24 protein-coding genes and 1 pseudogene are annotated in these 25,104 nt (G+C 50.6%); 17 read left to right on the top strand and 8 right to left on the bottom strand.

The window, feature by feature from the left end:
- Nucleotides 1-463: 463 nt before the first annotated feature.
- The 9 genes from HJG54_RS30475 to HJG54_RS30435 all read left to right on the top strand — a co-directional run bounded on the left by HJG54_RS30475 (nucleotide 464) and on the right by HJG54_RS30435 (nucleotide 11,536).
- The gene (locus tag HJG54_RS30475) at nucleotides 464-1,819 is read left to right on the top strand and encodes a PAS domain-containing sensor histidine kinase (protein ID WP_316436873.1); all 1,356 of its coding nucleotides are present in this window, start codon (nucleotides 464-466) and stop codon (nucleotides 1,817-1,819) included.
- Nucleotides 1,812-2,945 (top strand): chemotaxis protein CheB, encoded by a 1,134-nt coding sequence (locus HJG54_RS30470; protein ID WP_316436872.1) that lies wholly within the window; start codon nucleotides 1,812-1,814, stop codon nucleotides 2,943-2,945. Before HJG54_RS30475 ends, HJG54_RS30470 begins: the two co-directional genes overlap by 8 nt.
- A 260-nt stretch (nucleotides 2,946-3,205) precedes the next feature.
- On the top strand, nucleotides 3,206-3,802 hold the full coding sequence (locus HJG54_RS30465; RefSeq protein ID WP_316436871.1) for a chemotaxis protein CheB: 597 nt from the start codon (nucleotides 3,206-3,208) through the stop codon (nucleotides 3,800-3,802).
- A complete protein-coding gene (locus HJG54_RS30460) occupies nucleotides 3,786-5,630 on the top strand; it encodes a CheR family methyltransferase (protein WP_316436870.1) in 1,845 nt (614 codons plus the stop codon). The genes HJG54_RS30465 and HJG54_RS30460 overlap by 17 nt, the downstream gene beginning before the upstream one ends.
- A gap of 640 nt (nucleotides 5,631-6,270) precedes the next feature.
- Entirely contained in the window at nucleotides 6,271-7,932 is a 1,662-nt protein-coding gene (locus HJG54_RS30455; protein ID WP_316436869.1) for an ABC transporter substrate-binding protein, read from the top strand.
- A complete protein-coding gene (locus tag HJG54_RS30450) occupies nucleotides 7,923-8,912 on the top strand; it encodes an ABC transporter permease (RefSeq protein WP_316436868.1) in 990 nt (329 codons plus the stop codon). The genes HJG54_RS30455 and HJG54_RS30450 overlap by 10 nt, the downstream gene beginning before the upstream one ends.
- A complete protein-coding gene (locus HJG54_RS30445) occupies nucleotides 8,909-9,775 on the top strand; it encodes an ABC transporter permease (protein ID WP_316436867.1) in 867 nt (288 codons plus the stop codon). The genes HJG54_RS30450 and HJG54_RS30445 overlap by 4 nt, the downstream gene beginning before the upstream one ends.
- Nucleotides 9,776-10,014: 239 nt before the next feature.
- Nucleotides 10,015-10,908 (top strand): ABC transporter ATP-binding protein, encoded by an 894-nt coding sequence (locus HJG54_RS30440; RefSeq protein ID WP_316436866.1) that lies wholly within the window; start codon nucleotides 10,015-10,017, stop codon nucleotides 10,906-10,908.
- Entirely contained in the window at nucleotides 10,895-11,536 is a 642-nt protein-coding gene (locus HJG54_RS30435) for an ABC transporter ATP-binding protein (protein WP_316436865.1), read from the top strand. Before HJG54_RS30440 ends, HJG54_RS30435 begins: the two co-directional genes overlap by 14 nt.
- On the opposite strand, the gene HJG54_RS30430 is transcribed toward HJG54_RS30435, so the two are convergent.
- The 3 genes from HJG54_RS30430 to HJG54_RS30420 all read right to left on the bottom strand — a co-directional run bounded on the left by HJG54_RS30430 (nucleotide 11,467) and on the right by HJG54_RS30420 (nucleotide 13,063).
- Nucleotides 11,467-11,964: a 3'-5' exonuclease gene (locus tag HJG54_RS30430; protein WP_316436864.1), complete on the bottom strand. Its 498-nt coding sequence runs from the start codon at nucleotides 11,962-11,964 to the stop codon at nucleotides 11,467-11,469. The genes HJG54_RS30435 and HJG54_RS30430 overlap by 70 nt on opposite strands.
- Nucleotides 11,965-12,029: 65 nt before the next feature.
- Complete coding sequence (locus tag HJG54_RS30425; RefSeq protein ID WP_316436863.1) at nucleotides 12,030-12,536, bottom strand: CAP domain-containing protein; 507 nt, start codon at nucleotides 12,534-12,536, stop codon at nucleotides 12,030-12,032.
- A gap of 278 nt (nucleotides 12,537-12,814) precedes the next feature.
- Entirely contained in the window at nucleotides 12,815-13,063 is a 249-nt protein-coding gene (locus HJG54_RS30420) for a hypothetical protein (protein ID WP_316436862.1), read from the bottom strand.
- Between the two features lie 151 nt (nucleotides 13,064-13,214).
- Here HJG54_RS30420 and HJG54_RS30415 point away from each other — a divergent pair, with 151 nt between their 5' ends.
- The 6 genes from HJG54_RS30415 to HJG54_RS30390 all read left to right on the top strand — a co-directional run bounded on the left by HJG54_RS30415 (nucleotide 13,215) and on the right by HJG54_RS30390 (nucleotide 17,389).
- The gene (locus HJG54_RS30415) at nucleotides 13,215-14,375 is read left to right on the top strand and encodes an iron-containing redox enzyme family protein (RefSeq protein ID WP_316436861.1); all 1,161 of its coding nucleotides are present in this window, start codon (nucleotides 13,215-13,217) and stop codon (nucleotides 14,373-14,375) included.
- 141 nt (nucleotides 14,376-14,516) lie between these two features.
- Nucleotides 14,517-15,290 carry an SAM-dependent methyltransferase gene (locus HJG54_RS30410; RefSeq protein WP_316436860.1) on the top strand — a complete coding sequence of 258 codons (774 nt, stop codon included), beginning with the start codon at nucleotides 14,517-14,519 and terminating at the stop codon, nucleotides 15,288-15,290.
- A gap of 31 nt (nucleotides 15,291-15,321) precedes the next feature.
- Nucleotides 15,322-16,044: a hypothetical protein gene (locus tag HJG54_RS30405; RefSeq protein ID WP_316436859.1), complete on the top strand. Its 723-nt coding sequence runs from the start codon at nucleotides 15,322-15,324 to the stop codon at nucleotides 16,042-16,044.
- Nucleotides 16,041-16,544 carry a DUF2243 domain-containing protein gene (locus HJG54_RS30400; protein ID WP_316436857.1) on the top strand — a complete coding sequence of 168 codons (504 nt, stop codon included), beginning with the start codon at nucleotides 16,041-16,043 and terminating at the stop codon, nucleotides 16,542-16,544. The genes HJG54_RS30405 and HJG54_RS30400 overlap by 4 nt, the downstream gene beginning before the upstream one ends.
- A 91-nt stretch (nucleotides 16,545-16,635) precedes the next feature.
- Nucleotides 16,636-17,010: a DOPA 4,5-dioxygenase family protein gene (locus HJG54_RS30395; protein WP_316436856.1), complete on the top strand. Its 375-nt coding sequence runs from the start codon at nucleotides 16,636-16,638 to the stop codon at nucleotides 17,008-17,010.
- Nucleotides 17,011-17,095: 85 nt separating this feature from the next.
- On the top strand, nucleotides 17,096-17,389 hold the full coding sequence (locus tag HJG54_RS30390; protein ID WP_316436855.1) for a hypothetical protein: 294 nt from the start codon (nucleotides 17,096-17,098) through the stop codon (nucleotides 17,387-17,389).
- Between the two features lie 90 nt (nucleotides 17,390-17,479).
- Here HJG54_RS30390 and HJG54_RS30385 read toward each other — a convergent pair whose 3' ends face one another.
- Nucleotides 17,480-18,775, bottom strand: a complete 1,296-nt coding sequence (locus tag HJG54_RS30385; protein WP_316436854.1) for an ABC transporter transmembrane domain-containing protein — start codon at nucleotides 18,773-18,775, stop codon at nucleotides 17,480-17,482.
- Between the two features lie 50 nt (nucleotides 18,776-18,825).
- Between HJG54_RS30385 and HJG54_RS30380 the strand changes: the two genes are divergently transcribed.
- Both HJG54_RS30380 and HJG54_RS30375 read left to right on the top strand, forming a co-directional pair.
- Nucleotides 18,826-19,707 carry an Rpn family recombination-promoting nuclease/putative transposase gene (locus HJG54_RS30380; protein WP_316436853.1) on the top strand — a complete coding sequence of 294 codons (882 nt, stop codon included), beginning with the start codon at nucleotides 18,826-18,828 and terminating at the stop codon, nucleotides 19,705-19,707.
- A 250-nt stretch (nucleotides 19,708-19,957) separates the two neighbouring features.
- Nucleotides 19,958-20,324 (top strand): annotated as a pseudogene (locus HJG54_RS30375) (IS1 family transposase); the annotation flags it as partial.
- Nucleotides 20,325-20,326: 2 nt separating this feature from the next.
- On the opposite strand, the gene HJG54_RS30370 reads toward HJG54_RS30375, so the two are convergent.
- From HJG54_RS30370 to glsA, 4 genes are all read right to left on the bottom strand, one after another.
- Nucleotides 20,327-21,817 (bottom strand): hypothetical protein, encoded by a 1,491-nt coding sequence (locus HJG54_RS30370; RefSeq protein WP_316436852.1) that lies wholly within the window; start codon nucleotides 21,815-21,817, stop codon nucleotides 20,327-20,329.
- A 135-nt stretch (nucleotides 21,818-21,952) separates the two neighbouring features.
- The gene (locus HJG54_RS30365; RefSeq protein ID WP_316436850.1) at nucleotides 21,953-23,029 is read right to left on the bottom strand and encodes a hypothetical protein; all 1,077 of its coding nucleotides are present in this window, start codon (nucleotides 23,027-23,029) and stop codon (nucleotides 21,953-21,955) included.
- Nucleotides 23,030-23,103: 74 nt separating this feature from the next.
- Nucleotides 23,104-23,691, bottom strand: coding sequence for an HdeD family acid-resistance protein (locus HJG54_RS30360; RefSeq protein ID WP_316436848.1), 588 nt, complete (start codon nucleotides 23,689-23,691; stop codon nucleotides 23,104-23,106).
- Between the two features lie 112 nt (nucleotides 23,692-23,803).
- Nucleotides 23,804-24,805, bottom strand: coding sequence for a glutaminase A (gene glsA, locus HJG54_RS30355; protein WP_316436847.1), 1,002 nt, complete (start codon nucleotides 24,803-24,805; stop codon nucleotides 23,804-23,806).
- Nucleotides 24,806-25,104: the final 299 nt, after the last annotated feature.

The raw sequence follows: 25,104 nt of genomic DNA, 5'->3' as shown, positions 1-25,104 counted from the left end.
TGATGAATTAATGAAATTATTTATAAGTAGGTAGGCTAAATTAATCTTCGCTCCACAATGCCGGGTCTCGACTCCGCTCAACCCTCTGCTCCCCGAAACGTTGTGCATTGAGCGGAGTCGAAATGCGTCTTCTCATTAGGCGATTACTTAATCAATTTGATACTCAATATACGTACTTAATATACGTACTCAATTTATAGCGCTGGATAAAATACCTTTACTCGTGATCGGCAATTCGCTAAGATTAGTCCAGCTTCAGACTTTGTCCTCTTGGCGTATCCGTAACCCTTCCAGAAGAGAGATATTTCTTGCCCAGAGGTACTCCATACTTGTTTTAATGCGTTTAAATGCCTCTAAATGCATCTTCACGATGCGTTTAACTACGCTATTTGAAAATAACTTGTTGATCCAAACTTAGTAAACAACCTATCAGGAGCATCCCCCAGGTTTGGGAGATATGATTATGTATACCGAAGATGATGAAAATCATACGGTTTTTACCCAACACATTCAGGCAGTTCAGGAACGTACCCAGGCGCTGTATCAGAATGCCAGCGAGCTGCCCTGGCGTCAACCCCAGTTGGTGCTCGATTGCCTGCAAGAGCTTTGGCTGGCGTTAGAAGAGCTACAGGTAGCTGAAGAAGAATTACGGCAGCAGCATGACGCCTTACTAGAGGCTCAGCACGCGATTGAGGCAGAACGGCAGCGGTATCAGGAACTGTTCGAGTTTGCACCCGATGGATATCTGGTCACGGATCTGCATGGCACGGTGCGAGAAGCCAATCAAGCCGCCGCGTCCCTATTTCACATCAGTTCAAATCGGTTGGTGGGGAAGCCCTTGATCAATTTTGTCCCAGACGGGCAACGGCGGGCGTTTCGCAAAATGCTGAACCAGCTGCCAACCGTGAATCGAGTGCAGGAATGGGAACTCGTCCTGTGCGGTCGAGATGGGGAGCCGTTTGATGCCGCTTTGACCGTGGAAACGGTGCGGATTCCGGCAGGAGAAGCAACGGCCTTGCGCTGGTTGGTGCGAGATATTACCCTACGCAAGCAGGCTGAGGAACAACTGCGGCAGGTACAGCTCCAGAACCTCCAGCTCTTGGAAGCTGACCGGCTGAGAAGCCAATTTATGGCGACTATTTCCCACGAATTGCGCACACCCATGAATGCGATTTTGGGATTTTCGGAATTGCTGTTGCGGCAGTTTCATCGACGGCACGACGTACAGTTGATCCCCATGGTGGAGCCAATTTTCCGCAACGGTCGCCATTTGCTCACCCTGATCGAAGAAATGCTTGATTTCTCTAAGCTCAAGGCTGAGCGGTTGGAGCTGCAGCTAGAGTCGTTTGACTTGGTCGAATTCGTCACGCAAACGGTCGAAGAACTCCGGCCATTGGCGAGCCAAAAAGCACTCAATTTGACAGTAAAATCTACTGAGTCCCATTTGGCCATCACCAATGATCCCACCCGACTGCGGCAGGTGATGATCAATTTGCTCTCCAATGCCATCAAATTTACCGATGTTGGCGGCATCACGGTTGAGGTAGGCGAATTGCCGCTAGAACGGGTCAGAGTGACGGTGCAGGATACGGGCATCGGTATCGCCCCTGAGGATCAGTCCCAAATCTTCCGCGAGTTTTGGCAGGTCAACCAAACCACCACTCGTAAGCAGGGTGGCACCGGCTTGGGACTGGCCATTGTCTATGCGCTGGTGAAGCTGATGCAGGGCAACATTGCTGTCGAAAGTGAACTCGGTCGGGGCACCACGTTCCGCATCGACCTGCCGCGCTGGGTTGTCTCAGCTTCGGCTCATGAGTAAAACCCCCTCTATACCGCTATCTGAGCCAAACGGCAAGCGATTGGCAGCCGATGGGTTGGAGTATCCCTTGGTTGTGATCGGCGCATCTGCGGGAGGAGTCGAAGCATTGTCCCAACTGGTGCAGCACCTACCTGCCGATTTAGCAGCCGCTCTGTTTGTAGTCGTTCACTTTCCGCCCCACAGCATTAGCTTGTTACCCAAAATTCTTAGCCGTGCAGGACCGTTGCCCGCCAAGCATGTCCAAGATCAAGCCGCGATTCAGCCCGGAGCGATCTATGTGGCTCCACCAAATCATCACCTGCTCGTGCGGCGTGGCTACATGCGGTTGAGCCGTGGCCCTCGCGAAAACGGCCATCGCCCTGCAATCGATACGCTGTTTCGTTCTGCTGCTCGCGTCTATGGGCCGCAAACGATGGGCGTGATTCTATCGGGCGCACTCGACGATGGCACCGCTGGATTGCGGATCATCCATGCGGCAGGTGGGATTACGGTCGCCCAAGACCCCGAAGAAGCCCTATTTGACAGCATGCCCCGCACCGCGATTGAGTCTGTTCCAATCGACTATGTACTCAAAATCGAAGCGATTGCGCAGCTTATACAGCAGTTCGCCCTTAGTTGGGCATCGAGTCAAACTTTTCAGAATGATGGATCGCATACTGCTAAGAACTTGGCCGAGGAGGAACCGGCGGTGACAAACGGAATGGAACGAGAAGATGAAATGGTCGCCCAAGACAAGGCGATTCTGGAGCAGGGAAAACGTCCGGGTACGGCCTCTACGTTCACCTGCCCCGACTGCGGAGGGGTACTTTGGGAACTGCGGCAGAATAATATCATCCGCTACCGCTGCCATGTCGGCCATGCTTATTCTCTGGATAGTTTAGTAGCCGAACAGGCCGATGATCTGGAACGAGCGCTGTGGTCGGCAGTTCGTGCCCTAGAAGAAAAGGCTGCTCTAGCCCGCCGCATGGCCGCTCAAGCCAGACACCAACACCGAGCGCTATCAGAAGCTCAGTTTCTAGACCGAGCTAACGAAGCCACGCAACATGCAGACCTGGTGCGACAGGTGATCCTGCAACAGACCGGGCTAAGATTAGAAGGGGACAATGGTTTGAAGAGCGAAGGGTAGAGGAGTCAGGAGTCAGGCTTCCCAGAGCGTCAGCCGACGGGAGTCAGGAGTCAGGAGTTAGATTGAATTTGGTTGATAGGGCGTCAGGATGGTAGGGGCAGTACTCCTTATGGAGAACCGAGCTATGCGTAGGTGTAGTCCATAAAAATACTGCCGGAGCGAAGCAGTCAGGGAGAAATACTGACATAATCAACATCATCAGGAAATTCAGCTTCCCGTCTCCTGTCTCTTTCTACCAATTTTTCCCCTCAGAGGCTAATATGCTGAATCATGTTGTGGCAATCGCAGCATCATCGGGTGGATTGGAGGCTTTGAGTTGCATACTCAAAGGATTACCGGCTAATTTTTCTGCCCCGATTGTGATTGTGCAACATCTGGATCCCGATGCTCCCAGTATGCTGCCTTTTTTACTCACTCGCTGCACTCTGCTGCCAGTCAAACACGCAGAATCAGGAGCAGCCTTGCACGCTGGTACAGTTTATATTGCTCCTCCCAACTGGCACGTACTAGTTAATCCAGATGGCAGCTTGAGCTTAGCCCAAACCGAAAAGCTGAATTTTACTCGCCCTTCTGCGGATGTGCTGTTCGAGTCGCTGGCAGCCAGCTATCAGCAGCGAGCCATTGCGGTGGTGTTGACCGGCAGAGGGCAGGATGGAGCGGTGGGAATACAAAAGGTGAAACAAGCTAGGGGCCTGACAATTGCGCAAGATCCACAAACCGCATCATTTAAAGGCATGCCAACGGCTGCAATTCAAACCAAATCAGTAGATTTAATTTTACCGTTGAACCAAATTGCCCCAACTTTGGTAAAACTGGTTCAGGCACGAAGGGAGATGACGAGTGACGGATTCACTTAATACTGAATTTGAAGCATTACTGGATTACATTCGGCGCAGTCGTGGTTTTGATTTTACTGGCTACAAACGCTCTAGCTTGACGCGCAGAGTCAATAAGCGCATGCAAACTGTTGATATTCAAGGCTATGGTAATTACCTTGATTATCTAGAAGTTCATCCAGAAGAATTTAACCATTTATTTAATACGCTGTTGATTAATGTCACCGCCTTTTTTCGGGATCGGCCAGCTTGGGAGCATCTTAGCAATGAGATTATGCCGCGTATCCTGCAAACAAAAGACAGCGAAGAGCTGGTTCGCATCTGGACAGCAGGCTGTGCCTCTGGGGAAGAAGCCTATACGATTGCCATTATGCTGGCTGAACTGCTGGGAGTCGAGCAATTTCGCGAGCGGGTGAAAATTTACGCTACCGATATGGATGAAGAGGCGCTGAATCAGGCGCGACAGGCGACCTATTTAGCTTCAGAGTTGCATGGCTTGACAGCAGAGCAGATCGAACAGTTTTTTGAACAGAATGAGGAGCGCTACACCTTTCGCAAAGATCTGCGGCGGGCAGTGATTTTTGGTCGCCATGATTTGATCCAGGATCCGCCCATTTCTAAAATCGATCTGCTGGTGTGCCGCAACACACTAATGTATTTTAACGCGGAAACCCAGAGCCGGATTTTGGCCCGGTTCCATTTTGCTCTGCGAGATGGTGGCTTTATCTTTTTGGGGAAAGCCGAAATGTTGCTCACCCACTCCAATTTGTTTACGCCCGTTCAGCTGCGATACCGGATTTTTACCAAAGTTGCCAAACCCAACCTACGCGATCGGTTGCTGTTGATGGCGCAAACCAACAGCGAAGAGGAGATCAATTCTTTGTCTAACCATGTGCGTTTGCGAGAAGCCGCTTTTGAAAGTGGTCCGTCTGCCCGCGTTGTGATTGATGCTAATGGATCGCTGTCACTGCTCAACGATCGAGCGCGTTCCCTGTTTGGCTTGACCGTTCAGGATCTGGGCCGCCCCTTGCAGGACCTAGAAATTTCTTACCGTCCGGTGGAGTTACGTTCTTGTATTGAACGAGCCTATAACGAGCGCGTCACAATCAATCTACGAGATATTGAATGGCAATCGCCCCAGGGGGAAATCACTTATTTTGACATACAGGTAGTGCCGCTGTTCGATCTAGTCAGTACTATCTTGGGCGTGAGCATTAATTTTATTGACGTAACGCGCTACAAACGTCTGCAAGAAGAATTGGAACACTCGAACCAAGAGTTAGAGATGGCCTATGAGGAACTCCAGTCTACGAATGAAGAACTGGAAACGACCAACGAAGAACTACAATCCAGCAATGAAGAGCTAGAAACGACCAACGAAGAGTTGCAATCTACCAATGAAGAGTTGGAGACCATGAATGAAGAATTACAGTCTACCAACGAGGAACTACAAACTGTAAACGATGAACTCCAGCGCCGCAGCGAAGAGTTAAACCGCAGCAATGCATTTCTAGAAGCAATTCTGACTAGCCTCAAGGGTGGGGTGATTGTAGTCAACCGCAACCTGCATGTCCAGATCTGGAACCACAAAGCAGAAGACATGTGGGGACTGCGTCCAGAAGAAGCGGTGGAGCAAAACTTCCTCAATTTAGATATTGGCCTACCCGTCGAGCAACTGCGCCAGCCCATCCGCGACTGTTTATCTGGTCCTGTAGACGGTGTGTCTGAAGTTGTGCTGAGTGCAATCAATCGCCGGGGCCGTAATATTCAATGTCGGATCACCTGTACGCCTCTAATTGGTGAACAGCAGCAGATTCAAGGTGTCATCCTGCTAATGGAAGAATGTTGAAGGTAGGGTTTTAAGCCTGACTGTATAGATCTACCGTATACACAGATCTCGCTCGCGACGCAATGGAAGGGTTTGATCCCCCTTTTCTGAAATGCCCGCAGGGCTATAATCCCCCTAAACCCCTACGGGGATGCGCCTTCGGCGTAGGATAAGGAGGACTTCAATGCCTGGTTGGTAGGTGCTGCGCCTCCGGTTCCCCCCTTTATTTAAGGGGGGTTAGGGGGGATCTTCGACTTGTGTGTATACCGTAGCTGTATAGATGGGGAAGATGCGGCTCGTGAGCCTCGCCGAACGAGGGGAGATGGGAAAGTAGTTTTTGTGGCTTAAGAAAGGCTAAAGTTTGAACAATTTGGGAAGAAAAATCCCCTGCCCCAGGATTGTTTGGCTCTGGTGCGAGTGATAAGGTGCAGCTTATGTGTTTCGAAGAAGCTTGGCGGTTTTAACGGCAGCTATACAGAACAATGTGCACCTGCGCACACTCAACAGCCCATTAAATCTGTTCTGTCTACGAAGGTGACTGGCAACTGCATACATTATCTGTGTAGTCTGTGTAGCTACGTTGGTGAAGCTTGCCTACAGGGTTATTGATTCGCCAAGTACGCTTTGATGTTGCAAGCAATTTATTCATCTACAGTTCAATATGAATCAGCGTGTTAAATTCTCTGCTTGGCTGTTGGGATTAGCCATGTTGTTCACCGCCTGTACTCCCAATCGATCGAATACTCCAGCCACTACAACTCAAAATCCGAATCAAAATCCAAACCCAAATGCCGGTAGTCCGGCAGCTCAGGTTGGCTCGGCTGAGCAGATTGTTTTAGCGATCGGCGGTGAGAGCGAAGAAGGGTATGACCCAACCTTGGGCTGGGGGCGCTATGGTTCGCCGCTGTTTCACAGTACGTTGCTGCGGCGCAACCAAAATCTAGAAATTGTCAATGATTTAGCCACAGATTATCAAATCAGCGATGACCGCAAAGTTTGGACAGTCAAGATTCGCTCGGATGCTAAGTTCTCGGATGGAAAACCTGTTACGGCTGAAGATGTGGCCTATACGTTTAACAAAGCGGCAGAGAGTGGTGGACTTACGGATGTGACGGTATTGGATCAGGCCGTGGCCATCGATCCAACAACGGTAGAGTTACGTCTGAAGCAACCCCAGAGTACATTCATCAATCGCTTGATCACGTTGGGAATTGTGCCGAAACATGCCCACAGCCCTGACTACGCCCGTAAACCGATTGGTTCGGGTCCTTATCAAATGGTGCAGTGGGACGAAGGGCAGCAGTTGATTGTGGAAGCCAACCCAAACTACTACGGGGAAGCGCCACAAATTAAACGCCTGGTGTTTCTATTTACCGAAGAAGATGCGGCCTTTGCGGCAGCCAAGGCGGGGCAGGTACAGGTGGCTTCAGTGCCCCAGTCACTGGCAGTACAATCCATTGAAGGCATGAAGCTTTACGATGTCACCAGTATCGATAATCGCGGCTTGATGTTTCCCTACCCAACGGCAAATCAGAAGAAAACACCGGACGGTGATCCGGTTGGCAACGATGTAACTGCTGATCGGGCGATTCGCCAAGCAGTAAACTATGCAGTCGATCGGAAAGCTTTGGTTGAAGGGGTATTGGAAGGTTACGGTTCACCGGCCTATGGTCCGGTTAGTGGTTTGGCCTGGGAGGAGCTGCAAGCTAACATTCAGGATGCCCAGCCGGAGAAAGCTAAACAAATTTTGGCGGCAGGGGGCTGGCAAGACACGAATGGAGACGGCATTGTTGAAAAGAATGGCCTCAAGGCCGAGTTCACGATTCTCTATCCGGCCAGTGACAGTACTCGTCAAGCCCTGGCGCTATCAGTGGTAGAGATGCTGAAGCCAGTCGGAATTCAAGCCAAAGCCGCTGGTAAAAGCTGGGATGAAATCGAACCGTTGATGCACAGCAACGTGGTGCTGTTTGGTTGGGGCAGCCACGACCAAACCGAGATGTACAATCTTTACCACAGCAAAGCGGCGCAGGGCGATTTCTATAACGCAGGCTATTACGCCAATTCTCAGATCGATCAGGTGCTGGATCTGGCGATGGGTGCGCCTTCAGAACAGGAGGCCATTGCCTTTTGGAAAGCAGCCCAGTGGGATGGTCAAAAGGGGTTCACGGCTCAGGGAGATGCGGCTTGGGCCTGGTTGGTGAATTTAGATCACACCTATTTTGTCAACAATTGCTTAGATATTGGCGAGCCGCAAATTGAACCACATGGACATGGCTGGCCGATTACTGCGAATATTGCTGAGTGGAAGTGGACATGCAACTAAAGCGTTTGGCTCAATTTACGGTTCGCAAGCTGATTCGACTGGTACTGCTGCTGATTGCTGTGTCCCTATTCAGCTTTGTGTTGGTGAGTTTGTCGCCGGTTGATCCAATCAATGCCTATGTGGGAGCCGAGATGTTGCAGATCGGCCCGGAACAGCGGCAGTTGATCGCCGAGCGCTGGGGGTTGGATCAGCCGATGATCACGCGCTTTTGGCTCTGGCTCCAGCAGTTAGGCAGCGGCAATCTGGGTACCTCGATGATTTTCAATCAGCCGGTTGGTACCGTGATCGCCAATCGGTTTCAGGTATCGCTGCAAATGCTGGCAATCGCCTGGTTGCTGTCTGGTTTGCTAGGGTTAGGGTTGGGGGTACTGGCAGGAGCCTACGAAGGACGCTGGATTGATCGGACGATTCGGTTTTATGCCTATATCCTGGCATCTTCACCTACGTTCTGGATGGCGTTGCTTCTACTGATTATTTTCTCAGTAATGCTGAAGCTCACCCCAATTTGCTGTGCTGCTCCTCCCGGCGTGTTAACGACTGATGTCACCCTAGGCCAGCGAATTCACCATTTGATTCTACCTGCTGTCACTCTCAGCATTATTGGCGTAGCCAGTATTGCTCTCCATACTCGGCAAAAGCTGATCGAAGTCCTGAACAGTGACTATGTTCTGTTTGCTCGTGCCCAGGGAGAAACGCTGTGGGGCATCATTCGGCATCATGGATTGCGCAATATTCTGCTGCCGGCAATCACGCTGCAATTTGCGTCCCTCAGCGAACTGTTCGGCGGTGCCGTGCTGGCAGAACAGGTATTTGCCTATCCGGGCTTGGGCGAAGCGACGGTGCAGGCAGCGCTGCGTAGCGATGTGCCCCTGCTGGTGGGGATTGTGTTTTTTAGCGCCCTATTCGTCTACATTGGCAACACAATTGCTGACCTGACCTACCAAATTATTGATCCACGCATTCGGATTGGTGGCCTATGACTGCTCAGGCTGTAACTCCAACTGCTGTATCCAAACGTGCGCGCCTGTGGAATCGGCGACAGCGTACCTTAGCTGCCATTGGGGCGTGCGCCCTGTTGCTGATCGCCCTAGTTTTTGGCAGCTGGCTAATCGGTGACGCGGGACTAAACCCAGTTTTAACACAGCGCAACCAGCCACCTTCCTTGGCTCATCCCTTTGGCACCGATTGGCTGGGGCGGGATATGCTGTCGCGATCACTACATGGTATGTCGCTAAGTATTCAGGTAGGATTATTGGCTGCCAGCTTTAGTGCGGTGATTGGCACTGGCTTGGGCATGATCGCCGGTAGCTTTGGCGGCAAAATTGATGCGGTGATTACCTGGATTGTGGATGTGTTTTTTAGTTTGCCCCATCTAGTGCTGCTGATCATGATTGCCTTTGCCCTTGGAGGCGGCACCAAGGGTGTGATCGTGGCCGTGGCCCTCACCCACTGGACGAATCTCGCTCGGATCGTGCGAGCCGAGGTGCTGCAAATCAACAGTTCCAATTATGTGCAGCTTTCCCATCGCCTGGGGCACTCCCCCTTCTGGATTGCCTATCACCACATGCTGCCCCATGTGTTCCCACAGGTGCTCGTCGGCCTAATTTTGCTGTTTCCCCACGCTATCCTACACGAGGCGGCATTATCGTTTATTGGGATTGGCCTCTCCCCTCATACACCCGCAATTGGTATCATTTTGGCTGAAGCAATGCGCCATCTTTCCACGGGTTACTGGTGGCTGGGAGTACTGCCCGGTTTGCTGTTGCTGTTGGCGGTGAAAGCGTTTGATAGCTTAGGTGAGAATTTGCGGGTGTTGATTGATCCGAAGACGAGTCAGTTGTGAAGGGAGAGGGGTGAATGGGTGGTAGCTTATACCATTTCCCTTTGATTGAGCTACAGATCACCAAGCTCAACAGGCTACATTGTGCAGGTTCCGTAACTTAAAACTACGTGCTCCGGTTCCGCTGAGGTCACCGAACGCGCGCAGGCTACGCCGCCAAAACTCAAAACTCAAAACTCAAAACTCAAACTTAGAATTGTATTGCAATGCTATCAGTTGAGAATTTTAGCGTCACTTTTACTATGTATGACCGTGGCCTGGTCCAGAAACAGTTGACGGTGATCACCGATTTGGATTTAGAGGTCCGGGCTGGGGAAGTGGTCGCAGTAGTTGGTTCTAGCGGGTCGGGTAAAAGTCTGCTGGCCCATGCGGTGCTGGGAATTTTGCCAGCCAATGCTGAGACCAGCGGCAGAATTCTGTTTCAGGGGGAACCGTTGTCGGCGGCTCGTTGTCAAGCCTTGCGCGGTCGGGCCATTGCCCTGATTCCCCAATCGATCGGCTATCTTGATCCGCTAATGACGGTAGGAGCGCAGGTGTGCCGGGTAGGGCAGTTGAACGGGTTGGCGAAACCAGCAGCTAAACTGGTAATGCTGGAAACGTTCAAGCGCTACAATTTGGCGAGCGAAGTGCAGCATTTGTATCCGTTTCAACTTTCAGGCGGAATGGCACGGCGGGTTTTGGTGGCGATAGCGGTGGTGGGTCAGGCAGAGTTGGTGATTGCCGATGAGCCAACGCCCGGTTTGCATCCGGATGTGGTGACGGAAACCTTAAACCATTTGCGAGAGTTGGCCTCGGAAGGCAAAGGGGTAATGCTGATTACCCACGACATTGAAGCGGCGCTGCAAATTGCTGATCGGGTGGCGGTCTTTTATGCGGGCACAACGGTGGAAATTGCCGCAGCTAGCGATTTCGCCAACGGTAAGCTGCGCCATCCCTACACGCAGGCTCTCTGGCGAGCATTGCCCCAGCACGACTTTACCCCCGTAGCTGGAGATCAGCCCAGTCCAGAGGCTTTGCCTGATGGCTGTTTGTTTAGCGACCGCTGCGCCTGGAGCACGCCAGATTGCCAGATGGCGCGTCCACAACTGCGTTCAGTTCGAGATGGATGGGTGAGGTGTATTCATGCTGATCGCTGACCAAGTTTGTTTTCGCTATAGCCCCAGGCATCCCTGGGTGCTGCATCAAGTGAATCTGGAGGTGGCCCCCGCCGAGGTGGTGGGGTTGCAGGGGCCGTCGGGATTTGGCAAAACCACGTTGGGCAAACTGCTGGCTGGCTATCTCACGCCGACTCAAGGCTGCATCACTCTAGCAGGAAAGCCCTTACCGCCACAGGGATACTGCCCGGTGCAAATGGTATTTCAGTCGCCAGAGTCGGCCATCAATCCCCGCTGGCGAATCGCTAAGGTGCTGCAGGAGGGCCAGTTTCCTAGTCTGGATCTGCAAGCTCGCTTGGGTATCCACTCCGGCTGGCTGGATCGGTTTCCCCATGAGCTGAGCGGCGGTGAACTGCAACGAATTGCCGTAGCTCGCGTCCTTAATCCCCAGACTCGTTACCTAATTGCCGATGAAATGACGGCAATGCTGGACGCCAACACCCAGGCCCTGATCTGGCAAGCCGTTCTCGCCCATGCTGCACAGCATCGGTTAGGCATACTGGTAATCAGTCACGAAGCCGCCTTGCTGCGGCGCATCTGTCATCGAGTAGTGGATTTAAGCGATGCCAACACGATCCGAGCGCAGGCTTCCGCATCGGAGAGGGCCTGATGGTGATTTAGGTCAATGCCCAGATACTCACAGACATTCGGCAACTTGGTGGGGTAGAGCTTCCAGGTTTTACGGGCCAACTGCACCGTGCAGATAAACGGATGGGAGGGTCGAGTAATCTGGTGGGCATCGCAGCAGGCATACAGCACGCCCTGATCGAATTGGGCATTGTGCGCGGCCAAAAAATCGACTCCCTCCAGCACGGGCGCTATGTGCTGCCAAAGCGAACCAAACTCCGGCTGATCGACGACATCAGACCAGCAAATGCCATGAATATGGGTAAACAGAATTTGCGGACGCGGTGGCCGAATCAAATAATGGACCCGCTCCACAATTCGCGAGTTTTCTACCCGCACCAAGCCGATGGCACAGGCGCTATCCCGTCCGTGGTCTGCGGTTTCAAAGTCGAGGGCAACAAAGGAAGTCATGAGCGCTATTGTAATCTGACAGCGCTGCTCTGCGTTACTCCCGTCACTAAGTTTTTTAAATCCAATCAAAGCGACCGCATGAATAACTGAGTGAAATAGTATGTATCGCCCTGACGCCAAACGCCGATCCCGGTTTCGCGGTATTCCGAACGTAGAATATTTTCACGATGCCCAGGGCTATTCATCCAACCTTCGACCGCCGCCGGGACCGGCTGGGCAATGTTGGTGCTGGTAAACAGGTTTTCGCCCACCATCAAGTAGAACACACCCGCTGAGCGGACTCGATCGGCTGCCGAATCGCCATCAGGACTGGTGTGGCTAAAGAAGCTTTCTTCGGCCATGCGGCGGCTGTAGTCACGAGCTACTTGAGCTAGCTTATCGTTGTGGCGTAGGGGAGCCAAACTTTCTGCTTGCCGAATCGCGTTGATTTGTTCCCGTACCTGAGCCTCCATTTCGGCAGTGCTGGTGGATTGGGCTGGGGCTGGTTGGGGCTGGCTAGAAGGCGGAGCAGTCGGAAGCGGCAAATTTGGCAAGGCTTCCCGCAGGGTTTCGCAACCCGTTAACAACAGCACCGCAGTAGTTGCAATTGCAGCCCCCGCAATTGGTTTGGGAACTAGTCTAGAAATTGATTTTGGATAAAGATGGACCAATCTAACGACAGCTCTAGCAAAATTGATAAACACGTCAGCTTCAAGAAGATAGAACAGAAAGGAGTAGAGTCAGCAAAATGTCAAAGAGTGCACCAGATGAATGAAGGCTGATATGAATTCAATCCTGCAATTAATAACTGGCAAAAAGCGCAGACAGTTGAACTTAAGGCAAGGGCAGTAATTCTCAATCTAATTTCGAGCTAGTTTTTGCGCCTCTCTAGTTTTTGCGCTTTAGGTTGTACATCAAGCTCAGGACCAAAGTCTGCCCACTCTTCGCTCAACATCATGCTCAACATTGCACTCAACATAACCAGTGTAGCGATTCTGCGCTCGACTGGCGAGTGATTTTTGTAGAGGCCGCTGACCTGGATTTCGCCCGATTCACCACACTTGCCCCACGCAGATTGAAGAGATTCCATCCATACCATCCCTAAAGAAGTAAAATTCAACACACCAGAGATCCACCAAAAGATGGAAGGCTAACCTGCCGCTGCTTGGGTACTGTGATGATTGAATCGGTAATCTGCCCGTCTGTTGCAGTTACAGTCTGTTGCAGTTACAAGAGTTTGCAGTACTAAACAAAATATCCTCGGTTTTACTATGATTACATCGCGTCTCAGCAAAAGCTGGCAGGATGCATTCCTTGGTTCATCACGTCTTAAGTCATCAAGCAAATCATCGGCAGAGACTTCACCTCTAAGTTACGATGAGGCTGAGCAGCAGTTCATCCAGTTCCTTACCACTGAAGATTTGGACCGACAGGTGCTGACACAGCCGAGCTTGACTGAAGCGTTTGAAGCCACACTGGAACAAGCCCTTGCCCTTGCCTATGCCGATCAAACTCACGATCAGAATCAGTTGCCTGAGGCGGAAAATCGATTTTTGCAGCGGATTCTCTACCGAATCAATCGGCTCAACTTTGTTTGGTACGGCGATCTGAGTCAATACACCAACGAGCGTTCCGTTTACCTGCAATGGGTGCGGGACCGGATCGAAATGGTCTGGCAGGCTTGGGAAACCGCCCAGTTTGATCTGGAGCAGTTGCAGCAAATCGACGTGAAACAGGCGTTAACAGAACGAGCCAGCGTTGATCTCGATCCGCCTCTGTCACCTGGAAAGCGCTACATCCGCGAGCAGATGACGCAGGTGGGCTATCGACATTTGATTGCGATTGCATCGCTCGATGGATTGGTAGAGTCGAGCCGGCTTTGTCACATCTTGGGCGGAGCCAGTAACGAGGTGCAGGCAACGCTGATTCGAGTTTTACTCGAAGAATATGGCAACGGTCGCCTCAGCCGCAAGCATTCTACTTTCTTTGCCCAGATGATGCAGGAGCTGAATCTGAACCCCGATCCGGAAGCCTACTTCGACTGGGTACCTTGGCAGGTTCTGGCTTCGATTAACCACAATTTTCTCCTGACCCAGCGCAAGCGGCATTTCCTGCGCTATATCGGTGGTTTCACCTATTTTGAGATTGTGGGTCCGTCGATCTACAAAGATTATATGGCGGCTGCATCTCGGTTAGGACTATCGGATATAGCAATGGGATATTGGGAATTGCACATCCGTGAAGATGAACGACACGGCCAGTGGATGTTAGAACAGGTATCTCTGCCTCTAGTAGAGTTGTATCCAAATGAAGCATGGGAGTTGGTTCTAGGCTACGACCAGGAGAAATACATGGGCGACCGGGCCGGCGCTGCCGTAATTGCCGCTATTCAGGCTGCAGAAACAGCCGTAGCTTCAAAAAGGCATAGCTGAAATCCATTCATCTGACCCATTTCAATGCAATTTCAATTGATTAAATGCTCGGACTACGCCTAAGCCAGGGTCGGATCTAGCAGTGGATAAACCACCGTAACGTCACTCAGTTTTCAACAATACAAACAGTGAGGTAACACCTTGACAGGAACATTGATAAACTCTGGACAAACCGCATCTCAGGTCGATCACTCTGAGTATTCATCGAGTCATTCACCCAATGAGGTGTTCTTCTGCCCCGAAGAGTCTCACTTCTACTCTCAGTGCCTGGAGAAAATGGTTTTCAGCCGCTGCACCCAGGCCGATCGCGTGATTGAATTTGGCTCCGGAGACGGCAGCCCTGTGATCCACAGCTTGCTCAGAACTCAGTTCAAAGGCACGGTTTATGGCTATGAGTTAAACTCCACGGCCTGTCAGGTGGCTCAATCGCGAATTCGTCAGTATCAGTTGGGGCGTCACTACATTGTCCGCAACCAGTGCTTCTTCGAAGGTTGGCAGCAGACCGATGCCAAGTGTTTGATTTCTAACCCTCCCTATCTTCCAGCTCCTGACAATCACCTGTACATGCCATCCCTGCATGGCGGTTCGGACGGGGCCGTATTGACTCGCAAGCTGCTGTCGCTGGGCTGTGATCAGGTGTTGTCGTTGATTTCGGCCTATTCAAATCCGGTTGAAACAATTGAACATGCTCTAGCTCAAGGCTACCAGATCGTAGACTTTATGATTGCTCCATTGCAATTCGGCTATTACAGTTCAGAAGCTAAGGTAAAGCAAACCATCCAAGCGTTGCGGGCGGCCCGTAAAGCATTCTATTCCTCTAATATCTACCTATTAGCAGGGGTGCTATTCAAGCAAAAGAGCTACGGTGATACTGATATCTCGAAAGAGTTAGTGCAGGTGATGACTGCGTTTTGAGCAGAACACGTTGGAGCTGCTAGGCAAACCAATGGTAAGCAAGCTGATTCTGGGAGCAATTTGGATCGGATTCACGGCCTATACGCTGTGGATTGCTCCGCTGGATCGTCCCTATACCTGGTTTGTTGGTAAGCAGCTCCTCAGCTTCAACTGGACTGCCCTGAATGCCTTTATTCCAGCAATTTTCTGGTTGATGGGCATCTGGTCAATGATTTACGGCTGCCTCATGTTCGCCGACGGACGGATGCAGCGATTTCGCGCTTGGCCCTACTTTTTGGGGTCCAATTTCACTGGCGTCATGTGTCTGTTGCCCTATTTGATTCTGCGTCAATCTAATCAAGAATTCCACGGCAAGTTTGACCCGGTGCTGCGTTTCTTTGAGCGGCAGGCGACTGGATTTGCGATGTTGCTCATCACCCTCGGCTTAATCGCTTATGCGCTAATTGCCGGAGATTGGCAGGATTATCTTCAGCAGTTTCAAACTCGCGCCTTTGTGCATCTGATTAGCCTTGATTTCTGCTGTATGGCGCTGATTCTCCCGGTTACTTCGCTGCTGAAAGATGATATGGCGCGGCGCGGTTGGTCGCATCGTCCGATGATCTTCTGGAGTGTGGCATTGGTACCCCTATTCGGTCCACTGCTATATCTCTGTTTCCGTCCTCCCTTGATAAGAAGTAATACTACTGAATATTCACAAGAAAATTCGCAGCAGTCAGCTACGCCTGATCACTCGTCAACCTCCTTGCTGCTATGAACACTTCACCAGCCAACCGTTCTCCTAGCGATATTCAGCGCCGCTTAGTCACAACTGGTCTGATTTTGGGTATGGGTCAGGCAGGCTTCTTTGATGGCATTGTGCTGCATCAGCTCCTACAGTGGCATCATATGTTTTCTGGTATCAAAACCGATGCGACTGTTGCGGGTTTGGAACTGAACACATTGGGCGATGGCTTGTTTCACCTTTTCGACTGGTTCTTGCTATCGCTTGGAATCACATTGATGTGGCAGTTGGTTCAACTTCGGGTACCGCTCTCTACCCGCACCTTGTTAGCAGCAGGGGTGCTGGGCTTCGGTTTATTTAATCTAGTCGAGGGTTTGGTCGATCACCAGCTTCTAGGCATTCACCATGTCAAATCTGGCCCTCACGAATTGGCCTATGACATTGGTTTTCTGATTCTCAATGCCATAATTACCGCTAGCGGTTGGCGGCTATTACGCACCTCCCAAAAGCAAACTGCGTCCTCGCCTCAATAAACGCCTCAATAAACTATGAGGCTGAGAGCTTCAACATTTGTCATACTATAGCTGTCAGACGAATGAGTGTAAGAACTTCACCCCCGACACAATGCATCAACAGCTGAACGAAATTATGAACGCTACTCCAGAAGTCAAAGGGTTTCACGCCCACGTTTACTACGATCCTGAGAATCCTCAGAGCCGGGAAGCCGCTGCCAAAATTCGCGAAGCTTTAGCAACTCAGTTTGAGGTGCAGCTTGGACGCTGGCATGATCGTCCCATCGGTCCCCATTCTCAAGCCATGTATCAGGTTGTGTTTTCGCTGGACCAGTTTGCTCAAGTGGTGCCTTGGTTAATGCTGCATCGGCAGGGTTTGGACATCCTGATCCATCCCGAAACCGGTAATGATTTGGCTGACCACACGAATCACGCCCTCTGGCTGGGGGAAAAGCTGGCTTTGCGGCTAGAGGTATTGCAACCTTGAGTAGGTTGGGAGAGACGTTCAAACAGCAGAATTGGCTAGAAAGGCTATAGTAATTTAGGTAGGGAAGCTCTGCTCGCGATCACCCATGAATTTTAGCCCATTTGCCGATATCAGAAACCGCCTACATGCCCAAGCGCTAGCCCTCGTTGAAAAAGCTACGGGTGACGTAGATGAGGTGTTAGTTGATGCTTTGCTAGAAGTTTGCAGCTTTCTAGAAGATAGTGCCCAAAGTGTTGCGCCAATTGTGGCTGTTGAACGCGATGTGCATTCGAGTACGGGTGTCTATCATCTGACCGTGCGTCGACTCAGCACTAGCGTTCCGGTTGGGAAGTTTCAAATTATTATTACTCGGGAGTTGGCATCAGGGTTGATCTATTAATTTAGGAGTCAGGCTTCCCAGAGCGTCAGCCGACGGGAGACAGGAGTCAGAAACTGGATGTTTTGAGGCTGTTCTCAATCGTGTGTTAATTCAGCTATTGCTATTGCTATTGCTCACTTGCAAGTCAACTATGGGAAAGTTGAGTTCCCGAATATCGATGCCGTCAATCAAAATGCGCCCACTTTGAACTTCGTAGAACCGTAACAGCAGTTTCACTAACGTACTTTTGCCCGAACCTGTTGCACCGACAATCCCGATCGTTGCTTCAGCAGGAACATGCAAAGACAACTGTTTGAGCACAGGATTGCGACCATTGTAAGCAAAGGTAATGTCGTCGAACTGTACCTCTCCACGAACTTGATGGAGCGGTAATGGATGAGTGCCGTGAGGAATTGCGATCGGGCTATTGAGCAACCCCAGTATCCGCCGAATGGATGCCATGGCTCGCTGATATTCGTCCATGATTTCGCTCAGTTCAGTGAAGGGCCAAAGTAAATCCTGAACGATAAACACCATGAAGCCGTAAGTCCCCACACTGAGCCGCCCCTGAAGCACTTCTCGACCGCCCAAGTACAGCGTCATCACAAACCCCAGCAAAATCAGAACCCGCAGCACGGGCTGAAAGGCAACACTGAGGGCGATTGCTCTGCTGTTACCCCGACGATACGCCTCACTTTCGCTGTACACCCGATCGCGTTTATAGGCTTCAGCCGTAAAGCTCTTGATCGTGGCCATGCCGGAAAGGTTGTTGGAGAGGCGATCGCTAATCAGTCCTGCTTGATCCCGCACAGCATCATAGCGAGGTGCAAGGCATGACTGAAACGCGAATGTGCCCCAGAGAATGAATGGGATCGGCAGCATGGCAAGCCAAGCAATACCCGGAGCCAGGAATACGAAACTGAAACCAACGGCGATCACTCGCGTGGAGAAACTAATGAGGTCTTGAGCACCAAAGTTGAGGAAGCGCTCAAGCTGGTTGATGTCATCGTTGAGGATAGACAATAACGTTCCCGTACTGTGGTCTTCAAAGTACGCCAGTTCGAGTTCCTGAAGATGATTGTAGGTATCGACGCGCAGTTCGTGCTGTACCGTTTGTGCCAGATTGCGCCAGAGTTTGTCGGCTCCATATTGACTGAGCGATTCTAACCCCCAGGTGGCGATCGTCAGCACCGACAGCACTAACAACTGCGTCAGCGGATCTTGAATACCGAATTGAGCGATTAACGACGTTTCTTGTTCAACGATGATATCTACCGCAACGCCGATCAGATAAGGCGGTGCTAGGTCAAATAGTGTGCGGAAGATGGAGCAGAGGATTGCACCCCAGAGTTGGGCTTGATAGGGGTTGGCATAGCGCAGCAGATGCAGGAGGAGAACTTGGATCATTAAAGTGGCAAAATAACAATGGTAAGATTCAGCGATGCAGCGGCAGTGGTATGCGACGTGATCCCATCTTCTATCAAATGTTTCAGCGCTCACCTCAGTTGCTGTTTGACTTAATTGGCGATCGACCCGACAATGCAGCTAACTATCGCTTTGATTCAGTGGCAGTCAAGGAACCGAAGTTTGAGATTGATGGGGTCTTCCTGCCACCCGAAGGTGAAGTGGATGTGGTCTACTTCTGTGAGATCCAGTTTCAGAAGGATGAGCAACTTTACGAACGGTTGTTTGGGGAATCGTTGCTCTATTTCTACCGCAACTCTACTCGCTTCTCGGATTGGCAGGCAGTGGTGATTTATCCTTCCCGCTCTCTGGAGCAAAGTAAGCTGCATCCCCATCGAGCACTGCTCAATAGTGAACAAGTGCATCGAATCTACCTGGACGAGTTAGGAGATGTGCAATCGCTACCGCTGACGGTGGCAGCAACCGTATTGACAATCACAGACGAGGCAGAAGCGCCAGCAGCGGCACGGTTTTTGCTTGAAAGAACCGAGCGGGAAGCCTTAAACGAGCGGGAAAGAGCAAATCTCATTGATATTGTGACCTCTATAATGGTGTATAAATTTGCAAACCTAAGTCAGTTGGAGATTCGAGTCATGCTAGGACTGGATTTAACGAAAGAACCCCGGGCGATTCGGGAAGCGAAGGAAGAAGGACGAGAAGAAGGACGAGAAGAAGGACGAGAAGAAGGACGAGAAGAGGAGGCGCTCGCGTTGGTCACTCGGTTGTTGAAGCGGCGACTGGGGCAAGAGTTGTCTGAGGAAATCGAATCGCTCATTTCTGGTTTACCGCTGCCTGTGCTGGAAGCATTGAGCGAAGCGTTGCTGGACTTTACCAGTTTGGACGATTTGCAGAATTGGTTAGCTGAGAATCGGTAGTGATCGCCCATCTCGTGCTAAACCTGCTCGAGAAGTGTGTGCGGTACACAATTACCTTTTTCTTGATTCTTAATCGCTCCTTGCTCCCTAAATTTTGAGTACGATCGCACCTGATTTAGAATAGGGTAGTCCTAAAGATGGAAGGATGGAAGGGATAACCGTTCCACCAGAAAACCCATGTCTGATTGCCAGCCCACCTGCCCTGATTGCCTGTCAAACCGTGTCGTCAAAAACGGCAAAATCCATACGGATTTGGCTAGCTCTCGATGTCGAAACCCGAGAACTTGTCGGAGTGTATGTGGGTGATCGTAGTTGCAAGGGAGCGCAGGGGGTATGGGATGCGTTGCCAGCCGTGTATCGGCAGTGCGCGGTTGCTTACACCGATTTTTGGTCTGCTTATGATGAGATTTTTCCAGGTCAGCGACATCAAAGTGTGGGAAAAGAGTGTGGGAAAAGACAGTGGCAAAACCAGCCACATTGAGTGGTTTAACTGCACCTTGCGCCAACGAGTATCGCGTTTAGTCAGGAAAACATTATCGTTCTCGAAGAAGTTAGAGAACCACATTAGGGCAATTTGGCTCTTCGTTCACCACTACAATGCGTCCTTACCTGTTTAGCACTACCCAATTTCTGACCTGGCTCCTCCTTCCCTTTGCCGATAGAGCCGCTCTGCTTCGTCTACAATCTGTTCGATGTCTACATCTGTAAGTCTCTGAACGTAATTGATTTTGATTTCTTCTAGCAAATCGATTAGCAGGTCTTCAATTTCTTGGACATTGTGTTTCTTCTTCAGCTCAGTCGCCAACGCATCTCGGAAATTTTGGGCCAGGTTTACAGTCATCTCAGCCACTTCCGGATCTTCCCAAACTTGCACCAAGCTCTGATAGGCTCCCTCCGATAGATTCTTGGTGATTCGCTCTGTTGTTCGCTGCGGTAGACGACCAATCACTGGTGCGTATCGCAGTTGAGTATAGCCAGGAAACTGTTCGAGAATGATATGGTGTAAGGTGTAATTCAGAAATAGCTCCAGATCTGGCTGTATCTGCGGAATCACCTGATGAATGATAATGTCGGTAATTCGCTTAACGATAATACTAATCTCATTTTGATTATTAACCTGAATGTATTCGCGTCGCAGTTTTGGATAAAGCAGCCACTGCATCACGTCACCTCGACGAATCGCATCTTGACTCAGATCGATGGCATGAACACCAACTACTTGGATCAGCTCTCCAGCAAATCCGAGGGCAAAGTCACGCTGCACTTCTGCTTCTAGAGGAGCCAGATTGATCAAGCCTACCTGATGCAGCCGCAGGGTGACCGGAATAACCCGCAGCCATCGCCAGAAGGGAAACAGCAAAAATAGGTCATACCATCGCCGCAAGATAGACTCGAACCAGGTTAACTGTGGATCACGCTGACGAATTCCTCGTATCCGCACGGCTAAATCGATTGCAAAAATGATCATGAACGGCAAATCAATCAGCCAGAAATAGTCAACCGGATGACCAAAGCGATTAACTCGTCGATAGTAATTGGCATTGATTAAGGGACGGATCTGCTGATGCCAAAATTCGATCTCCGCTAGCCAATCGGTCTGAGTGAGATAATCCTGGCTCCAGAAGCGATCAAAAGCAGCAGTCGGTAATTCCGCCCCAGTTCGAGCCTGTAAGCTCTGCTGAATCGTTGCTAGGGTTGCGCCTCGATCTGAGAAGGGATCCTGTTGACTTAAGCGTTGACTGAGCGAACGCAACTCAGCTAAAGATGTTGCTAGTTCTGCTGATTGATTTGGAAGCGGTGGTTGTGTGGCCTGCTGGGGATCTGGCTGGCTATCCTGCTGAGTCGCTGCTTGGTGGTCCTGTAGGGCAAGCTGAGCTTCGAGCGCTGCAACGCGCTCTAGATAATGCTGAGTTTCAGGATGGGGATGAATTCCCTTGACCGGATCATAGATTTGAACTAAGCGCGGTATAAATTCTACATACAGCGATCGTAGACTGGGATAGGTGAAATCGAATATCACTAACGCTAGATTGAAGGCTGCCAAAATGGCAATTCCGCGTTTGAGCCAAAGATAACGCCTACCGCTGAATTGACTGGACTGATGCACCATGAATGAGCTGCCCCAATAATCTGCCCTTCAAATATTGTACGGGCAGAAACTTTAGAAAAGATACGCTGATGCAAATCACCGCTCCAGCTATGGTTCAACAACCGAATTTGATATTCTCTTGGCTTCCAAAATACTTCAATATCGCAAAATCAATGCCACCTGCTGGTGGACAGCGAGCTTGCCATCGTCCATCAAAGTGACTGTTCCTCCCTTTGCCAGCACGGCTTCGATTAGCTCATCTACGGCATCATCCATTACTTCTACCCCACCGACCTGCTCGACCTGCTTAAATTCACCGTCCTCGGTCAAAACGGCGGCCATATGGTAACTCTTTTCAACCAAGAGTCGCTTGCCTCGTCCCTCGTGGGCCAGCCGCCATGCTTCTCCGAGCGTGGACACCACATTGCGAGTGTTCATCGCATTTTCTAGCTGTTGCAGCGCCTCGTCCTGTTGGGCTTGCCGTACCGACTGCACAATCGGCCAGACTTGCGGCACCAGTTCATGGACGGCAGCTTTGTCGAAATTGCCCTCTAAGGTTCCTGCAATTAGCTGGGCATGTCCTGACACTTCACGGAAGAAGGAAATTTGGCGAGTTACTCCACCAACAATCAAGGGTAGTGGCTCGTCTTGCATATAGGTCGCCAAGGCGCGATCGACCTGTTGGAAAAAGCGGCGATGCCGGTCATCCACGTAGCTTGAATCTGCATCGTAGGGAATAGGCGCTGTTGCGGCGGGGCCGGTCATCTGCATCGGAAAATCTTTGTCTTGAACTTCCTCTAGGGTTTCTCCGGTGCCAGCTAGCAGGCGAGTCGAAGCCTGACTCACCAGCAGCACCCAATAGCGCTGCGCTCGGTGCATGCCATACACCAGATCGCGAGTCGCAAAGGTTTGATCAATCACCACCCGCGCTGGCACCGAAAACGGCAAGTAGTAGAGCTTAGCGAAGTCGTGGCTGACAAATAGGGCCAACCCGTCGAGGGTATGAGGATAATCAATTTGACTAGCCAGGGCATCGAGTCGCTGTAGAAGTGGTTCTAGTTCGCGGTTAGAGAATTCCTCAGCTAGACGAGTTTTGGCCTCATCTATCAGATTCTTGACCAGGATCGGATCCTGCTTATTTTCAGGAAAAGACCGATGGGTTGGCAGCAAAATCGAAAGGGCAGGAACTTTGACTAAAGACTGCAATTGCTTCAAATCTTGACGAGTGATCATAGGAGTTGCTCAATGAGTTTTTAGACAGCCAGCCCTTTAAACAGCAAAGCCTTGCTCGGTCAATTGCAAGGTTGCTAGTAATTGGCCTCATCGGTTCTTGGCAGATACTCAGCAGCAGCCCGTCGAGCGGCGAGTGCAGCAAACAGAAAAGCAATACCATTGAACAGCAGGCTAATTCCGACGTATAAGCCAATCAACCACAAGGCGCTAAAGGGAAACCGATTCAGCACCATAATGCCTAGAATTAGCGTTACGATGCCGCTTAACGCGACCAACCACGACATGCCCCGCCCTGTCCGATTAGTGAAGGCCATGATGATGGTAAAAATGCCCTCAACAATAAACAGAATCCCAAAGGCAAATGTGAGTGCTACTACTGCGGCTGCAATATTGGACAGAATGTAAATACCTGCAATTACGTAGAAAATACCTACCACAAGGCTCCACCAGAATCCTCGCAGTGGTCTGGCTTTAAAAGCCTGAATAATTCTAATGACGCCGCCGATCAAGGTAATCCAACCGATCAGAGCTGTAAAAAAGGCAGAGGCGATCACAGGTGATGAGATAGCTAGAATGCCGAGAATGATCAGGGCAATACTGAGGGCAATAATCCAGCCGGTAGATTTTCGGACATCGATATGAGAAGGCAAATCAGCATACATAGAACAGTCCTCGTTGATGTAAATCAGTTTATAGGTCAAAAGCAGATGAATCGCACTATTGCTACCAAGTCTTAGAGCCTACCAAGTCTTACGGTCTACCAAGTCTTACGGCCTATAAAGGTTGAGATGCAAATAGATTCAACCCTAAGCGTTCAGAGAGGAATTTGGCTACCAGTTGGCCTTTAACGCTATTCCCGGCAGTATCCAGAGGTGGTGCAAAGGTGCAAAGGCTGCCTTTACCGGGTGAAACCGTTACTATGCCGCCACTGACGCCACTTTTACCGGGCAAACCAGTTTCATACAGCCAGTCGCCAGAGTTTTCGTAGAGTCCGGCAGTCACCATCACGGCTAGCACATGCTGACAGTGGATGGCATCGATGACTCGCTTTTTTGTGACCGGATTGACGCCACCGTTTGCTAACGTCGCGGCCATGACAGCCAGATCCTTCGCAGTGACATTCAGCGAACATTGCTTGGTGTAAATATCAGTGGCAGCAATCGGATCGAAAAAGATGCGGTCGTAAGCCTGGAGAATCTTAGCAATGCCTTTGTTTCGCTGGTTTGTTGCGGCTTCGGATTGATAGATTTCCTGGTTCAGCGTCAGCTTTCTGCCTGCAAATTTCGATAGACTGGTCTGAATAAACTGCCACTTTTCGGCAGCCGTATCACCTGGGGCCAGACTGGTTGCGGCGATTGCGCCAGCATTCACCATCGGATTGCTCGTTCCTTCGTTGATCTTCTCAATTGCAATGACCGAATTAAATGGCAGTCCCGTACTGTTGACCCCCAGCTTGTCGCGGGCTGCGTCTTCGCCAATCGCTTGACAGATCAGCGCGAATACGAACGGCTTGGAGATACTCTGAATCGAGAAGGGATAGTCGGTATCGCCTGCCTGATAGACTGCACCATTGACCCCAACCAGACAGATGCCAAAACACTGACGCGGCACCTTGGCTAGAGCTGGAATATAGTCGGCAACCTCTCCCTGATCAACGGTCTGAAAATGATTGTACGCCTCAGTAACCAGCGCCTGAACGAAATGGGAAGGTGGCAAATGTCCCGTTGATATTGCTGAAGAAATGCCCAACTCGCCGGCTGGGATGCGCGTATTCATAGCTTGCTCCTTTGCCTGTTGTTATCCTCAAGCCTCTTGGCGTGCACTAGAACACTAGAACCTAGAACAATAGAATATGGACTGGAGAACAAGGGGAATGACAGCCGTTATTTTTAAAGTATTGTTTTAAGGTAATTTGTTGGCTAAACAGCATTTTAGAACAAGAAGATATGAAATTTATATGAGAGACTGTTTGTAAATGAATTTTAAGAGACTAAAATCGGCTTCACATCTGATCCTCCCTCACCCTCCTACCCTAACGGGACGGCACAGCCTATAAATAAACCCTATAAATCAGG

Source organism: Leptolyngbya sp. NK1-12 (assembly GCF_032598965.1).
Taxonomy (GTDB): domain Bacteria; phylum Cyanobacteriota; class Cyanobacteriia; order Elainellales; family Elainellaceae; genus Elainella.
Note: the sequence above shows the minus strand (reverse complement) of the source record. Positions and strands in the feature narration are given on the sequence as shown.

What these genes read in the sequence shown, in the direction of transcription:
- HJG54_RS30475 (WP_316436873.1), top strand. Translation starts at nt 464, where the DNA reads ATGTATACCGAAGATGATGAAAATCATACGGTTTTTACCCAACACATT.
- HJG54_RS30445 (WP_316436867.1), top strand. Translation starts at nt 8,909, where the DNA reads ATGACTGCTCAGGCTGTAACTCCAACTGCTGTATCCAAACGTGCGCGC.
- HJG54_RS30380 (WP_316436853.1), top strand. Translation starts at nt 18,826, where the DNA reads ATGCGACGTGATCCCATCTTCTATCAAATGTTTCAGCGCTCACCTCAG.
- HJG54_RS30470 (WP_316436872.1), top strand. Translation starts at nt 1,812, where the DNA reads ATGAGTAAAACCCCCTCTATACCGCTATCTGAGCCAAACGGCAAGCGA.
- HJG54_RS30400 (WP_316436857.1), top strand. Translation starts at nt 16,041, where the DNA reads ATGAACACTTCACCAGCCAACCGTTCTCCTAGCGATATTCAGCGCCGC.
- HJG54_RS30395 (WP_316436856.1), top strand. Translation starts at nt 16,636, where the DNA reads ATGCATCAACAGCTGAACGAAATTATGAACGCTACTCCAGAAGTCAAA.
- HJG54_RS30440 (WP_316436866.1), top strand. Translation starts at nt 10,015, where the DNA reads ATGTATGACCGTGGCCTGGTCCAGAAACAGTTGACGGTGATCACCGAT.
- HJG54_RS30465 (WP_316436871.1), top strand. Translation starts at nt 3,206, where the DNA reads ATGCTGAATCATGTTGTGGCAATCGCAGCATCATCGGGTGGATTGGAG.
- HJG54_RS30430 (WP_316436864.1), bottom strand. Translation starts at nt 11,964, where the DNA reads ATGACTTCCTTTGTTGCCCTCGACTTTGAAACCGCAGACCACGGACGG.
- HJG54_RS30405 (WP_316436859.1), top strand. Translation starts at nt 15,322, where the DNA reads ATGGTAAGCAAGCTGATTCTGGGAGCAATTTGGATCGGATTCACGGCC.
- HJG54_RS30390 (WP_316436855.1), top strand. Translation starts at nt 17,096, where the DNA reads ATGAATTTTAGCCCATTTGCCGATATCAGAAACCGCCTACATGCCCAA.
- HJG54_RS30450 (WP_316436868.1), top strand. Translation starts at nt 7,923, where the DNA reads ATGCAACTAAAGCGTTTGGCTCAATTTACGGTTCGCAAGCTGATTCGA.
- HJG54_RS30415 (WP_316436861.1), top strand. Translation starts at nt 13,215, where the DNA reads ATGATTACATCGCGTCTCAGCAAAAGCTGGCAGGATGCATTCCTTGGT.
- HJG54_RS30455 (WP_316436869.1), top strand. Translation starts at nt 6,271, where the DNA reads ATGAATCAGCGTGTTAAATTCTCTGCTTGGCTGTTGGGATTAGCCATG.
- glsA (WP_316436847.1), bottom strand. Translation starts at nt 24,805, where the DNA reads ATGAATACGCGCATCCCAGCCGGCGAGTTGGGCATTTCTTCAGCAATA.
- HJG54_RS30365 (WP_316436850.1), bottom strand. Translation starts at nt 23,029, where the DNA reads ATGATCACTCGTCAAGATTTGAAGCAATTGCAGTCTTTAGTCAAAGTT.
- HJG54_RS30370 (WP_316436852.1), bottom strand. Translation starts at nt 21,817, where the DNA reads ATGGTGCATCAGTCCAGTCAATTCAGCGGTAGGCGTTATCTTTGGCTC.
- HJG54_RS30360 (WP_316436848.1), bottom strand. Translation starts at nt 23,691, where the DNA reads ATGTATGCTGATTTGCCTTCTCATATCGATGTCCGAAAATCTACCGGC.
- HJG54_RS30435 (WP_316436865.1), top strand. Translation starts at nt 10,895, where the DNA reads ATGCTGATCGCTGACCAAGTTTGTTTTCGCTATAGCCCCAGGCATCCC.
- HJG54_RS30385 (WP_316436854.1), bottom strand. Translation starts at nt 18,775, where the DNA reads ATGATCCAAGTTCTCCTCCTGCATCTGCTGCGCTATGCCAACCCCTAT.